The sequence below is a fragment of the Kitasatospora sp. NPDC101108 genome, from assembly GCF_055584725.1.
On record NZ_JBVJLM010000001.1, the window covers coordinates 579,145 to 591,574 of the forward strand.

Below are 12,430 nucleotides of genomic sequence, written 5' to 3' on the forward strand. Positions count from 1 at the left end.
CCGTACGTCGGACCCGACGCCTGCCCGGACGTCCGGCCGGCCCGGGCCCCTCCCCCGAGGCCCACTCCCCCGAGGCCCCTCCTCGGGGCCCCCTCCCCCGGCGGCCGGCCGAACCCGGGGCCGCTCAGCCGTGGAAGACCTGCAGCTCACGGACCGCGTCGTTGAAGTCCGGCCCCAGGTAGGAGGCCGGCAGGCCCAGCGTCTCCTCCTTGCCCAGCGTCGACCAGAGGTGGACGGTGTTGCAGTTGTTGTAGCCCTTCATCGAGGAGACGCTCAGCGCCACCCCGAAGTAGTTGACCAGGTGGTAGCCGGTGGAGTCGCAGCCGCCGGCGTCCCCGAAGAAGGAGTAGATGACGCCGCCGCCGTAGTTGACGTCCTTGTACTCCTCCAGCAGCAGCGTCCGGTCGGCTGGCTGCTCCGCCGTGCGGGGGCGGTGGTCGGCCCGGGCGAGCGCGTCGGCGGCGGAGTCCGGCGAGCAGGCCCGGCCGAGCACCGGCGAGACGCCGTCGGCGCCGGGGAGGTGGCCGAGGACGGCGGCGCAGTACTGCACCTCCGGTACGGGCAGCGGGCGAAGCCCGGCCGAACTCGCCGGGGCGGCGGCCAGCGCCCCGGCGAGGGCGAGACAGGCGGTGAGGACGGGAACGACGAGCCTGCGCGGTCTGCGCATGGGTACCTCCGGAACCATGGGGACAGTGACGGCCGTGGACTCGGCCGCCGCGCCCATTCGACGGGCGGCCGCCGCCCCCGGCCCCGCCGACACACCGGACACCGCACTAGTCGTACGTATGCCCCCGGTTCACCGGGCGGGCTCGGCCCGCCACAGCTCGGCGCTGCAGTCCGCGACCAGCCCGCCGATCCGCGACCAGGCCTCCTCGGCGGGCATCGGCTCCAGCCGGCGGCCGTCCCGCAGCCGCAGCGCGACCCGGTCGTCCACGGCCTCCTTGGCGCCGACCACCGCCTGGTACGGCACCAGCCGGGCCTCCCGGATCCGCGCGCCGAGGCTGCCGTGCTCAGGACCGGCCACCTCGGCCCGCAGCCCGAGGTCCAGGCAGCGCTGCCGCAGGCGTTCGGCCTGCGGCAGTTCGGCGTCGGAGATCGGCAGCAGCACCACCTGGGCGGGCGCCAGCCAGGCCGGGAACGCCCCGCCGTACAGCTCGATCAGGTGGGCGACCACCCGCTCGACGCTGCCGATCACGCTGCGGTGCACCATCACCGGGCGGTGCTTGGCGCCGTCCGGGCCGATGTAGTGGAGGTTGAAGCGCTCGGGCTGGTGGAAGTCGATCTGGACGGTGGAGAGGGTGAACTCGCGCCCGGCGCCGTCGGCGATCTGCACGTCGATCTTGGGACCGTAGAACGCGGCCTCGCCCTCCGCCGCCTCGAACGGCACCCCGGAACGCTCCAGCACGTCGGTCAGCAGCGCGGTGGCCCGCCGCCAGAGCCCGGGATCGGCGACGTACTTGCCGCCCTCACCTGGCAACGAGAGCCGGTAGCGGACGGGCACCACGCCGAGCGCGCGGTGCGCCTCGCGGATCAGCTCCAGGGCGGCGACGGCCTCGTCGGCGGCCTGCTCGGGGGTGCAGAAGACGTGCGCGTCGTTCAGCTGGATCGCCCGGACCCTGGTCAGACCGCCGAGCACACCGGACAGCTCGGAGCGGTACATTCCGCCCAACTCGGCCATCCGCAAGGGAAGTTCCCGGTAGCTGTGGGAGCGGGAGCGGAAAATCAGCGCGTGGTGCGGACACAGGCTCGGACGCAGCACCATCTCCTCCGAGCCGAGCTCCATAGGGGGGAACATGTCGTCGCGGTAGTGGTCCCAGTGGCCGGAGATCTCGTACAGCTCGCGCTTGCCGAGCACCGGCGAGTAGACGTGACGGTAGCCGGCCCGGCGCTCGCGGCCGCGGATGAACTCTTCCAGGGTGTGCCGGATCGCGGCGCCGTCGGGCAGCCAGTACGGCAGTCCGGAGCCCATCAGCGGATCGGTGTCGAACAGGTCCAGCTCGCGGCCGAGCCTGCGGTGGTCGTTCCTGAGGTGGCCGTCGTTGAGGTGGCCGTCGTTGAGGTGGTCGTTCTTGAGCTGCTCGTTCACGGAGTGGTCTCCACTCGGGATGCGGGGCGAGTGGAGCCGGGAACGACGAAGCCCCGGGGCACTCGCCCCGGGGCTTCGGACTTGGTCAGCAGTCAGCGCGCCGGGACTTGTTCCGGCGTCGTCGTCACGAGTGCAGCGCGCTTCATGTGTTCCACGGTAGCAGCTCTTCGGCGAGCGCGTTGATCTTCCTGGGCGGGATCCCGGCAAACCGGCCCGGATCGAGCCGCCTCGGATCAGGCCACCTCGGATCGAGCCGCCTCCGATCGGGCCGGCTCGAATCGGACCGGCTCACCGAAGAACGACGCAGCCGCGCTCGGCGAGCGCCTCCCGCACCCGCTCCGGCATCTGGACGTCGTTCCACCGCAGGTCGAGCTTCTCCAGCGCGGGCAGCACGGCCGGGTCGGCCAGCCAGCCAGGCAGTTCGGCGATCTCGTTGCTGCGCAGGTCGATCCGGCGCAGTCGCGGCAACCCGGCGAGGACGGCCGGGAACTCGGCGATGGCGTTCTCGCGCAGCTCCAGCTCGCGCAGTTCGGACAGCAGCCCGAAGGACGTCGGCAGACCGGTCAACCGGTTGCCTCGCAGCCAGAGTTCGCGCAGCTCCCCGAGCGCGCCGATGGACTCCGGCAGCGCGGTGAGCCGGTTGTGCTGGGCCCGCAGTTCGACCAGCTCGGCCATCTTTCCGATGGAGAAGGGGAGTTCGGTGAGCCGGTTCTCGCCGACGTTGAGGTAGCGCAGCTCGGTGAGCCGTCCGATCGAGTCCGGCAGGCTGGTCAGCCGGTTGTCGTGCAGGTAGAGGAAGTCCCTGAGCCAGGTGAGCCCGGTGAGTTCGACGGGCACCTCGGTGAACAGGTTGTGGCCGAGATCGAGGGTGCGCAGTCTCCCCAGCCTGCTGATGCCTGGCGGGAGTTCGGAGAGTGCCCCCTCGGCGAGGATGAGCACGGTCAGCTCGTCGCGGTCCCACACCGAGCTGAGCACCTCGGCGGCCACCGGACCGAGCGGCTGGCGCCAGAGGTTGAGCGTCATGTCTGTCACGCCCGTCATTCTCCGCCTCCGCCGTCCCGAGGTCGGCGCGCACCGCCGCGGCGCCAACGGCCGGCGTGCGGGACCCTACCGGGCGGCGGGGTGGAACAGCCCGTCCACCACACGGTGGAGCAGGTCCTCCGGGAACTCGGCCCTTTCGTCCGACCTGCCGGTGCTGGAGGTCGTCTCGGCGAGCCACATCGTCACCGACCTGACCCTGGCCCCGGTGGCCCCGGTGCATGACTACCTCACGGAGCAGTGCCGCTCGGCCTGACGACGGGCAGCGAGCCGTCCTACCCCTGGCTCCCGGGCGGGGCTGGACTCAGCCGAGCTTCGGCTGGGCATCACCCCCGCCGCGGTGGGCGCCGCAGAAGGCCTCCTCCAGGAAGCCGCCCTGCGCTATGAGCTGCGCCACGGCCTGTCCGGAGTCGCCCCTGGACGTCACGGACATCGCGACCTGCCGGTCGCCGGAGCTCCACAGCTGCGAGCTGTATCCGAACACCTCGCCGTCGTGCCCGTAGACCGGCCCGCAGGACAACTGCAGTCGGGCCAGCCCCAGCCCGTACTCCAGCGCGTGCTGCCCCTCGGCCACCGGGATGGTCGTCCTCATCTCCCGCATCAGCCTGGGCGACAGCAACTTCCCGTCGAGCAGGGCCTGCTCGAACCGGTTGAGGTCGCCCAGCGTGGATATCAGCTCGCCCGCCGAGTTCGCCCAGGTGACGCTGGCCACCGTCACGTCCCGGTCGCTCCGGCCGTCCGGCGTCGGGCCCTCGGCGAGCGTCCAGTAGCCGTGGGCGTGCGGGCCGCGGATGTCGGTGGCCCGCCCGGGGAAGTACGTCCCGCTCAGCCCGAGCGGCCGCAGGATGCGCGCGCTGATCTCCTGGGCGTAGCCGTGCCCGGTCACCCGCTCGATGATCATGCCGAGCAGGGTGTAGTTGACGTTGGAGTAGCTGAACTTCGCCCCTGGCGGGAAGTTGGGCGCATGCGCCACCGAGGCGGCCACCACCTGCGCCGGGGTGATGGTCCAGGTCAGGCCACCGCGGTCGAGCCAGCCCCGGATCGCTGCGGGGTCCGTCGCATCCGGGAACAGCCCACCCTTCTCGTTGGTCGGGTCCCACAGGCCCGAGCTGTGGTTGAGCAGTTGGCGGACCGTGATGTGCCCGCCGTTCGGGACCGTGCCCGGCAGGTACCGCTCGACCGGGTCGTCCAGGCCGATCCGGCCTTCCCCGACCAGCTGGAGCACGGTGGTGGAGGTGAAGACCTTGGTGATGCTCCCGGCGCGGAACCGTCCGTCCGCCCGCACCGGGGCACCGGTGGCGAGGTCGGCGATGCCCGTACCGGCGCGCCAGACCCCGTCCTCGTCCCTGACCTCGGCGATCGCCGCGGCCGCCCCGGCCCCGGTCACCGCCTTCAGGGCCGCCATCCGGGCAGCGGCCCTGCCCCCGTCCGCAACCGCGGTGACCGGCGAAGCCTCGCCTCCCCGGCCTCCCCTGCCTGCCCCGCCTCGCTCGACGGCGCCCGCCGAGGCAGCGGGTGCGGCCAGCGCCAGGCAGAGCACTGCCGCCGCCACCCCGGAAACCGTACGACGCACCATGCGACCCCCTCGTCCACGGCGGGCACGCGCCCGCCTCTGGACCACAGCCTGGTCGCAGGACTGATACTCCGTCATCCTCCAGCGGAAGGAACCGGTCGTACTTCGACCAACGTAGGCACTACGCCGAACGGGGGAGCCGACCGGCCACCCCGCACGGGCCTACACCCCCGGAGTCGGGCGGACCGGGTGCTTGCTCATGATCGACACCCGATTGAAGGCGTTGATCGCGATCGCCACCCAGATCGCCGCCGAGATCTCCTCCTCGGTCAGCGCCTCCCGCGCGAGCACGTAGGCGGCCTGCTGCGCGGCGGCGTCCGACGGGTCGGTGGTCGCCTCCGCCAGGGCCAGCGCCGCCCGCTCCCGCGCGGTGAACAGCTCGGTGTCCCGCCAGGCCGGGAGCACGCCCAACCGCTGAGTGGTCTCGCCCTCGCGCAGCGCGGCCCGGGTGTGCACGTTCAGGCAGTAGGCGCAGCCGTTGATCTGCGAGACCCGCAGGTTGACCAGCTCCACCAGCCGCCGGTCCAGCCCGGCCTCGGCCGCGACCTCCCGAGCCGCCTCGGCGGCCGCCAGCAGCGCCTGGTAGGCCTTGGGGCTCCGCTTGTCGATGAACACCCGTCGCTCCGGCGCGACCACCGTCACATCACTCACCTGAACTCCTCGACTCCCACGGACACTGTCGGCTCACTGCCGTTCGACACTCTGCCATGCCATAATAGTTGAATCTAGAACTATCTTGAACCGAAATCCGCACAGGGAGGGACCACAGCCGTGAGCACCGCCGAGACCGGGCCGCACCCCACCGCTCGACCCCACGAGTCGCACGAGCCGCAGATGCCGCAGGAGGCGCAGGAAGCGCAGGTCCCGTACGTCGAGGTCCTGTCCGCCCGGGACGTCCCGCTCGGCGGTCCACGCGCGATGACGGTACGCCGCACCCTCCCCCACAGCTCGCGGCGGCTCATCGGCGCCTGGTGCTTCGTCGACCACTACGGCCCCGACGACGTCGCGCTGACCGGCGGCATGGACGTCGCCCCGCACCCCCACACCGGCCTGCAGACCGTCAGCTGGCTCTTCACCGGCGAGATCGAGCACCGCGACAGCCTCGGCGTCCACGCCTTCGTCCGCCCCGGCGAGCTCAACCTGATGACCTCCGGCCACGGCATCTGCCACTCCGAGGTCTCCACCCCCGCCACCACGGTGCTGCACGGCGTCCAGCTGTGGGTCGTCCTGCCCGACGAACACCGCCACACCGCACGGGACTTCCACCATCACGTCCCCGAGCCGGTCGCCCTGGACGGCGGCGAGGCCCGCGTCTTCCTCGGCACCCTGGCGGGCCGCACCTCCCCCGTGCCGACCTTCACCCCGCTCCTCGGCGCCGAACTCACCCTCCGTCCGCACGCCACCGTGACTCTGGCCGTCGACCCCGCCTTCGAACACGGCGTCCTGGTCGACCGCGGCGAGGTCCGCCTCGCCGGCACCGCCCTCCAGCGTGGCGACCTCGGCTACCTCGCCCCCGGCCCGACCGGCCTCACCGTCACCAACAGCACCGACACTCCCGCCCGCCTCGTCCTCCTCGGCGGCACGCCCTTCGAGGAACAGATCATCATGTGGTGGAACTTCATCGGCCGGTCCCAGGAAGACATCACCCGAGCCCGCGAGGAATGGATGAGCTCCGCGAACCCCGACCGCTTCGGCGCCGTCGACGGCTACCCGGGCGGCCGCCTGCCCGCCCCGGAACTCCCCGGAATCCCCCTGAAACCGCGCGGACGCGCGCGCTGACCTGGGTGTTTGCCGATCGGGGGCGCGGCGGTCGGGTCCACCGCACCCCCGAGCCGGAGCCCCCTTACGCCCACCCCGAAGCGGCCCTGTCGACACCCGCCTCCGCCCTCGACGCATGACACGGTTCGACCATCTGTGACAGCGTCTGCCAGGACCAATGCTGACCTAATGCTGACTTTGCTGACGCTCCGTCAGACCCTTCAGGACGGTCCACGCCACGCACTCGCGGAGCTTGCGGAAGTCGCCACCACGGCGCCCAGCCCGGATCGTCGATTCGGTGCCGACCGCACTGCCGCGACGTTGCCCCGTGCCGGGACTTCGCAGTCCTTCCGGTTCGCAACGTTCGACGGCTCGCACCCGCAGCGGCAGCCCACCCGGAGGGTGCCGCCGTGAGGGCCTGCGGACGCCCCGGCACGCCCCCTCCCTCGTTGCCAAAGGACGGTCACCACCCCGGACGGGCTGCGCCGGAGGAGACAGCCACCATGCCGCCCGCACCCCACCGATGATCTTGCTTCAAGCCAGTTATTAGACGGACCCCGCAAGTGGTTCCAAGAGCTCGCCGACGGAAAGAACCCGCCGGTCCGACCGTCCCCGTCGCTAGGGTGACCCCATGACGGACGTCACAGCGGCAGCGGCACCCTCGATCGCGGCGCTGGACGCCTTGGTCGAGCGGGCCTGCGAACCGCCCACGGGCACCTCCCGGGCGAAGCAACTGCGTTGGATCGCCGGCGAACTGCGCACCGCCCTGGAGCGAGGCGCCATCGCGAAGACAGCCGCCGGCTCACTCGCCCTGCTTCTCGCGCCGGACACCCTCGCTGCCTATCTCACCGCCGCCGAGCGGGGCCTGCTGCGGCGCAAGCCCACCGCACGACCGGGCCAAGCCTCACCCGCATCCATGCGCGTCCGGGAGGACTGCCTCCGCATCCTCACCGCCCGGGCCGGCCTCACCGTCACGTTCCCGGACCGCGACCGGCCGCAGGTCGCGCTCCGGCCCGTGGTCGCCGCCCGCCCGCGCAGCATCCTCCTCGGCCACCTGGGACACTCTGCCCGCCTCGGCCGGTCCGCGTCCCGCAGCCGGATCCTCGCGATCATCGGCACCGTGCTGGACACCGGCTGCCGCGCCGGCGAACTCTGCGCCCTGCGCACGGACGACCTCGACCTGCACCACGGCACGATCCGCCTCACCCGCCTCCCCCAGCACCGCAACCCGCGCACCACACCCGCCACCGAGACCGTCGCCCTGTCCGGGCCCACCCGGGCCGCGCTGCGCCACTGGCTCACCGTCCGCAGCCACCTCGTCGCACGCGACACCACCCAACCCGCCGGCCCGAACAACGAGACCACCGACGCGCTGTGGGTGAGCACCGCCCCCAGCGGCCACCCCCGCCCCGGTCTGCCGCTGCACTTCCGCGGCCTGGCCCGGGCCTACGCCCGCGCGATCCACGAGCTCAACGCCGACATGGCCACAGAACCCGGCTGGCACCCCCTACCCCGACGCATGGAACAACTACGCCGCGCCATCGAACTCGAACCAGCCGACCCCGACGGTGAGACCCTCCGCCGAACCCGCACACCTGCCGTCGGCTTCGAAGCAACGGCACCGGATAGTCAAGGCCGCCCAATCAACGGCTCTGTCCCGTAATCGGACGTCGACGGCCCCGCCGGCGCGTTGGGACCGCGGGTGGCTCTAAAGATCAACTCGGCAGAGCAGACCGCGAGTTCCCGCGGGTAGGGGCCGTTCCATCCTCCGGACCGGACGCAGGGCAGATGTGGAAGCAGTCGGCGCAGTCGAGCTCGGCGGTGAGAGCGGCCTGGTCGATGCGGTTGCCCAGCGGTGCGCCGCCAGCGGTCCAGGAGTACCAGATCCTGGCACCACCGTCGGGGCGGCGGAAGACGATCCACAGAAACGTCTCGGGCTCGAAGTCGGCGGCGATGCCCTCGGTGACGGCTTTCTCCACCGGAGTTGGGTCGTTGCTGGCGCTCAGGGTGACCGGGGCGCGGGTCAGGATGTCGGTGGTGATGACGCTCTCCGGGGCCTACAACTCGACCAACGGCCGTGTCCAGCCGCCTTCCACCTTACCCGGGCAACGCGCGCCCTTCGGCCCGGCACCGTGGTGCCAGCTGGCTCCCCGCCCCGCTGAGGAGCGGTGTCGGCGAAGTCGGTGCTGGGACGGGGTTGCCCTTCCGGGTAGGAGCCTCGCTCGTCTGAGTGACTACCAGCAAGTTGGCTGGCGGACCGGCTGGGCGGCGTGGACTACTTGGGTACGGTGCGGGCCCACCGCACCTCGCGAAGCAGGCCCCGCATCGGTCCTGCCCGCAGAGGAAGGGGCGGCGGATCGTGCGCAGGAGAACGGCCTTGATCGGCGGCGCCATGCTCACCGCCCTAACCACTGCCCACCCAGCTGCCGCCAGAACCCCCGCACCGAAGACGCCATCGGTCGCGGTCTCGGTGAGCCGCGATGTGGTGGGGCGTCAGGAGACGCTGGAGCGCCTGGCGAACGCGATCGCTCCGCTGCCGGAGGCCGAGCGTGCTCCATCCCCGGTTACGCCGGCCTCACCCTCGACCCGGAACACGGCCGGTTGACGGTCTACTGGCACGACACCCCGCCTGCGTACGTCACCCGTCTGCTGCAGCATCCACCGGCCGGGATCATCGCGGACCTCAAGTCGGCCCCGTACACGCTCGCACAGTTGCGCACCGTCCGGGACCGCCTGGTCGCGGCCGCCACCGCAGGCGAAGTGGGGGCGGCGTGGACGCTGGCCGCCCCCGCGCCCGAAGGTACCGGCCTGACCGTCGCCTACACCCCCGCCGCAGCCGTACGGACCGGTGGTGAGGCCGAGCAGCGCCGGGTCGCGGAGCGAGCCACCGAGTTGGCCAACGTACCGGTCCAGGCCAAGCCCGCCGTCGCCCCGCAGCACGCCAACCGGCACTCTGATGCCAGCCCCTGGAGCGCCAGCGCAGAGCTCACCACCCCCGGCAACGCCTTCTGCACGAGCGGGTTCGGCGGGTGGCGCGGTAAGACAGCAGTCCTACTGACCGCCGCGCACTGCGGCACCTCCGGCACCTACAAGACCGGCACCGGAACCGAGGTGGGACAGGCCAGCGACTCCGACACCGCCCTGGACACCACCGTCATCAACATCCACGGAACGCCCTCGGGGCAGTTCTACGACGGCGTGTGGTCGTTGAAGACCGACTACAAGAAGCGGGTCTTCGGCGCCGGCCACAACAACACCGGCGCCCTCGTGTGCGACTCGGGGGCGATGTCCGGCGTGCACTGCGGCCTCAAGATCACCGCAACCGACGTCGCCAGCACCATCAACGGCGTCTGGCACAGCGACCTCGACTCCGCGGTGCGCACCCACGACAGGACTATCACCGTCGCCCAGGGCGACTCCGGCGGCCCGGTGGTCGCCAGCGTCAACGGCGGCGAGGACATGCAGGCGAGAGGGATCATCAGCGCCGGCGGCGGCCAGACCATCGTCTGCGGCTGGGGCTCCGACGTCGCCGCCTCGACCACCTGCTACGACACCGTGTTCTTCGTGCCCATCAGCGCGATCATGAACAAGTTCGGCATCTCGCTCGCCTAACGAAAGGGGCCGCCATCGTGAACGTCGCGATTACCAGTCGGGCCCTGGCCACCATCGCCGCCGCTGCCGCCCACACCCCACCACCCCAGGGGCGGGCCCTGGCCGATCTGCAGCAGGCGATCCACCAGGCCGGCGTCGGCCCCGCCACCTGGCACGTCGACAACGTCACCTCCCACCCCGGCGACGTCGTCCAGACCGTCGCCGTCATCGGCAGCCTCGACGACGCCCGCCGTACCCTCAACCAGCGCTTCCCCGGCCAGACCAGGGTTGTGCGAGGGACCATCACCTCCGACCTGGTGTGGCGCCGCGGCCACGACTACCCCCTGGAAGCCGCGATCCAGGGCCTCCACGAGCCCGGCTTCCAGGTCTTCGAGACCGGCGCTGACCAGGCCGGCCGTACCACGGTCGGCGTCGTCGGAGACCTCCAGGCCGCCCGCGCATACCTCGACGCCCGCTACCCGGGCCGCACCGTCGTCCACGGCAACACCGCACGCTGAACGAGTCGGGGGCACGGCGGTGTGCCGTGCCCCCGACCGTGCCCCTGGACGGGGGGTATCCCTCCAGGGGCAGCTTGCCTGCCGCCGCACTCCGCACGCCGGGGACCTGCTTACCGGCCCGCTCGCGTGTGTGTCACGCCCTTCCCCAGCGGCGTTGACGGCGGCGCTACGGAATTCACGATTCCGCAGGTCAGAGGGTTGATTTTGTCCGACCTTTTCAAGGCTTTCGAATAGCGCCAGGGGTGCATTTGCTAGCCGCCCACAGGGGGCTCTACGATTACCCATGGCACTGCATTCCAGGGTTTACGCCCCTGGACCCTCCACGCATTCTGGGCTCATTCAGGTCCAGAGCCCGGACGCGGCTTGCGCGTCCATCTCGGAGGGAGCAGCGTTCCATGACGGTTCGGACGAGGGCGGGTGGCGATGAGCCGGACCCCAAGGATGACCAGGGACGCCGCCGGCAGTGGTGCGCGATCGCCATTGAGCTCTTGAAGTTGCTGCGGGAGATTCTTCGCCTGCTGTAAGGGGGCGGCGCGACCGAGGATGGCCATCCTCGGTCGCGCCTTGGGTGATTGCCGCCGTTGGCGGTTTGCCTGCCGTCCGGGCCGTTCCTGCCACGGAGTCCGCCCGGACGGCACTTCACCATGTTCTCCGGCGGATCCATACCGGAAGTCATTGGGGACGATGCATTCCAGTTTTCAGAGAAACTGATTTCGATCGTTCTGGTTGATTCACTGTGGCGCGTGACAAGAAGTTTCGAAGTCGGTGGCGGACGACATCGAGCGTTTCAATGCAGTTGAGTCTAGCCGGAAGCTCGGAGTTAGACAAACGGCGTCTACAATTCCCGTTCCAAGTCGTCCGCCGAGATTTCTACGATCCACAGCGTTCGCTGTTCTTCCGCGGAACTTCCGGTGCAGTGTTGCGATGCGAAGTCGCGCAAGGTGTCCGCTGTCAGTTTGGACCGCTTCCCAGAGGGTGCGGGCGGCGGGACCGGTTGCTGCAGTGCCAGCCGGGCCGGGGCGGTCGGTGGGCGAGGACGCGCCGGCCGGCGGCGCGCAGGCTGGCGCCAGTCTCGCCAGCCTGAGTGTAGGTGATGGGGCAGGTGTAGCCGAGGGCCTGGCGGCGCGCAACTCGTCTCGAACAACAGGCGGTTGGCATTGCGCACGCAGTCGTGTCGGTGCGGGCGACCTCTAGGGTCTGGCCGGCGTCGAGGCGGCGAGCGACGGGCCGGCCCTCGGGCCCGACCGTGCCGCTCGATGGACACGTACGAAATTTCATACGTGCTTGTGGCCAGCACCGCGGCCGGGCGTGCGTTCCCTCGTGGCGCGCCACGCCGACGTCGGGGGCCTCTGACGTGAGTTAACCATCGTTAGCCTCATATAACGGGCAATATACGAGGCAACCGCTGTGGGAAGCTTTGTCCCGTCAGCCTGCCCGCACCGCGCGGCGGGCCCCCGACGAGGGATGCTGGCCGTCCGGGCCGGTGTCACGACGCCCGAGGGAGTACGCGTGTCCGACGGACCGCTGGATTTCACCGCCTGGCTCCTGCGCCTGGTTGACGATCAGTCGCCCGTCGGCGACCTCGCCCGCGACGTGCGGGACGACGACGAGTGGCCCGAGCCCGAGGACGGGGTCGAGTCGTTCGAGTTCTACAACGAGTACCTCGAATCCGTGGATGCGTGCCTCGATGTGATGGACGCCTTCGAGGACGCGTGGAAGCGCTACGAGCAGACCTACGAGCTGACGCGCTGAGCAGAACGCCAAACCGACGTCAACGACGTGGTCCTGAAAGCTGGCCCGCCACCGGGCGCACTGGCCCTCCCGAACACACCAACACCGCCCACCGGTAAGCCCGGCCCCGTCGCA

Annotated in this window: 12 protein-coding genes and 1 pseudogene; 6 read left to right on the plus strand and 7 right to left on the minus strand. The window is 71.0% G+C overall.

Features of this window, described 5'->3' with window-relative positions; all coding sequences use genetic code 11:
• Positions 1-124: 124 nt before the first annotated feature.
• The 3 genes from ACZ6Z8_RS02605 to ACZ6Z8_RS02615 all read right to left on the minus strand — a co-directional run bounded on the left by ACZ6Z8_RS02605 (position 125) and on the right by ACZ6Z8_RS02615 (position 3,109).
• On the minus strand, positions 125-667 hold the full coding sequence (locus tag ACZ6Z8_RS02605; protein WP_465605587.1) for a hypothetical protein: 543 nt from the start codon (positions 665-667) through the stop codon (positions 125-127).
• Positions 668-796: 129 nt separating this feature from the next.
• Entirely contained in the window at positions 797-2,086 is a 1,290-nt protein-coding gene (gene thrS, locus ACZ6Z8_RS02610; RefSeq protein WP_465605589.1) for a threonine--tRNA ligase, read from the minus strand.
• 288 nt (positions 2,087-2,374) lie between these two features.
• Positions 2,375-3,109 carry a leucine-rich repeat domain-containing protein gene (locus ACZ6Z8_RS02615; protein WP_465606310.1) on the minus strand — a complete coding sequence of 245 codons (735 nt, stop codon included), beginning with the start codon at positions 3,107-3,109 and terminating at the stop codon, positions 2,375-2,377.
• 157 nt (positions 3,110-3,266) lie between these two features.
• Between ACZ6Z8_RS02615 and ACZ6Z8_RS02620 the strand changes: the two are divergent.
• A pseudogene (locus ACZ6Z8_RS02620) lies at positions 3,267-3,380 on the plus strand (acetoacetate decarboxylase); the annotation flags it as partial.
• 48 nt (positions 3,381-3,428) lie between these two features.
• On the opposite strand, the gene ACZ6Z8_RS02625 reads toward ACZ6Z8_RS02620, so the two are convergent.
• Both ACZ6Z8_RS02625 and ACZ6Z8_RS02630 read right to left on the minus strand, forming a co-directional pair.
• Entirely contained in the window at positions 3,429-4,529 is a 1,101-nt protein-coding gene (locus tag ACZ6Z8_RS02625; RefSeq protein ID WP_465605591.1) for a serine hydrolase domain-containing protein, read from the minus strand.
• Positions 4,530-4,859: 330 nt separating this feature from the next.
• The gene (locus ACZ6Z8_RS02630) at positions 4,860-5,348 is read right to left on the minus strand and encodes a carboxymuconolactone decarboxylase family protein (protein WP_465605594.1); all 489 of its coding nucleotides are present in this window, start codon (positions 5,346-5,348) and stop codon (positions 4,860-4,862) included.
• Positions 5,349-5,531: 183 nt separating this feature from the next.
• Between ACZ6Z8_RS02630 and ACZ6Z8_RS02635 the strand changes: the two genes are divergently transcribed.
• Positions 5,532-6,476 (plus strand): pirin family protein, encoded by a 945-nt coding sequence (locus ACZ6Z8_RS02635; protein WP_465606312.1) that lies wholly within the window; start codon positions 5,532-5,534, stop codon positions 6,474-6,476.
• A 610-nt stretch (positions 6,477-7,086) separates the two neighbouring features.
• Positions 7,087-8,118 carry a site-specific integrase gene (locus tag ACZ6Z8_RS02640; RefSeq protein ID WP_465605596.1) on the plus strand — a complete coding sequence of 344 codons (1,032 nt, stop codon included), beginning with the start codon at positions 7,087-7,089 and terminating at the stop codon, positions 8,116-8,118.
• A 52-nt stretch (positions 8,119-8,170) separates the two neighbouring features.
• Here the strand turns inward: ACZ6Z8_RS02640 and ACZ6Z8_RS02645 are convergent, their stop codons facing one another.
• Positions 8,171-8,434, minus strand: coding sequence for a hypothetical protein (locus tag ACZ6Z8_RS02645; RefSeq protein ID WP_465605597.1), 264 nt, complete (start codon positions 8,432-8,434; stop codon positions 8,171-8,173).
• Between the two features lie 622 nt (positions 8,435-9,056).
• On the opposite strand from ACZ6Z8_RS02645, the gene ACZ6Z8_RS02650 reads away from it, so the two are divergent.
• A complete protein-coding gene (locus tag ACZ6Z8_RS02650) occupies positions 9,057-10,067 on the plus strand; it encodes a chymotrypsin family serine protease (RefSeq protein WP_465605599.1) in 1,011 nt (336 codons plus the stop codon).
• Between the two features lie 17 nt (positions 10,068-10,084).
• Positions 10,085-10,564 (plus strand): hypothetical protein, encoded by a 480-nt coding sequence (locus tag ACZ6Z8_RS02655; RefSeq protein ID WP_465605601.1) that lies wholly within the window; start codon positions 10,085-10,087, stop codon positions 10,562-10,564.
• A gap of 951 nt (positions 10,565-11,515) precedes the next feature.
• On the opposite strand, the gene ACZ6Z8_RS02660 is transcribed toward ACZ6Z8_RS02655, so the two are convergent.
• Positions 11,516-11,842: an XF1762 family protein gene (locus tag ACZ6Z8_RS02660; protein ID WP_465605602.1), complete on the minus strand. Its 327-nt coding sequence runs from the start codon at positions 11,840-11,842 to the stop codon at positions 11,516-11,518.
• A 231-nt stretch (positions 11,843-12,073) separates the two neighbouring features.
• On the opposite strand from ACZ6Z8_RS02660, the gene ACZ6Z8_RS02665 reads away from it, so the two are divergent.
• The gene (locus ACZ6Z8_RS02665) at positions 12,074-12,316 is read left to right on the plus strand and encodes a YozE family protein (RefSeq protein ID WP_465605604.1); all 243 of its coding nucleotides are present in this window, start codon (positions 12,074-12,076) and stop codon (positions 12,314-12,316) included.
• Positions 12,317-12,430 lie beyond the last annotated feature (114 nt).

Excerpts from the sequence above, each read along its gene's own strand:
- ACZ6Z8_RS02660 (WP_465605602.1), bottom strand. The coding sequence starts at position 11,842 with ATGAAATTTCGTACGTGTCCATCGAGCGGCACGGTCGGGCCCGAGGGC.
- ACZ6Z8_RS02635 (WP_465606312.1), top strand. The coding sequence starts at position 5,532 with ATGCCGCAGGAGGCGCAGGAAGCGCAGGTCCCGTACGTCGAGGTCCTG.
- ACZ6Z8_RS02605 (WP_465605587.1), bottom strand. The coding sequence starts at position 667 with ATGCGCAGACCGCGCAGGCTCGTCGTTCCCGTCCTCACCGCCTGTCTC.
- ACZ6Z8_RS02615 (WP_465606310.1), bottom strand. The coding sequence starts at position 3,109 with ATGACGCTCAACCTCTGGCGCCAGCCGCTCGGTCCGGTGGCCGCCGAG.
- ACZ6Z8_RS02640 (WP_465605596.1), top strand. The coding sequence starts at position 7,087 with ATGACGGACGTCACAGCGGCAGCGGCACCCTCGATCGCGGCGCTGGAC.
- ACZ6Z8_RS02625 (WP_465605591.1), bottom strand. The coding sequence starts at position 4,529 with ATGGCGGCCCTGAAGGCGGTGACCGGGGCCGGGGCGGCCGCGGCGATC.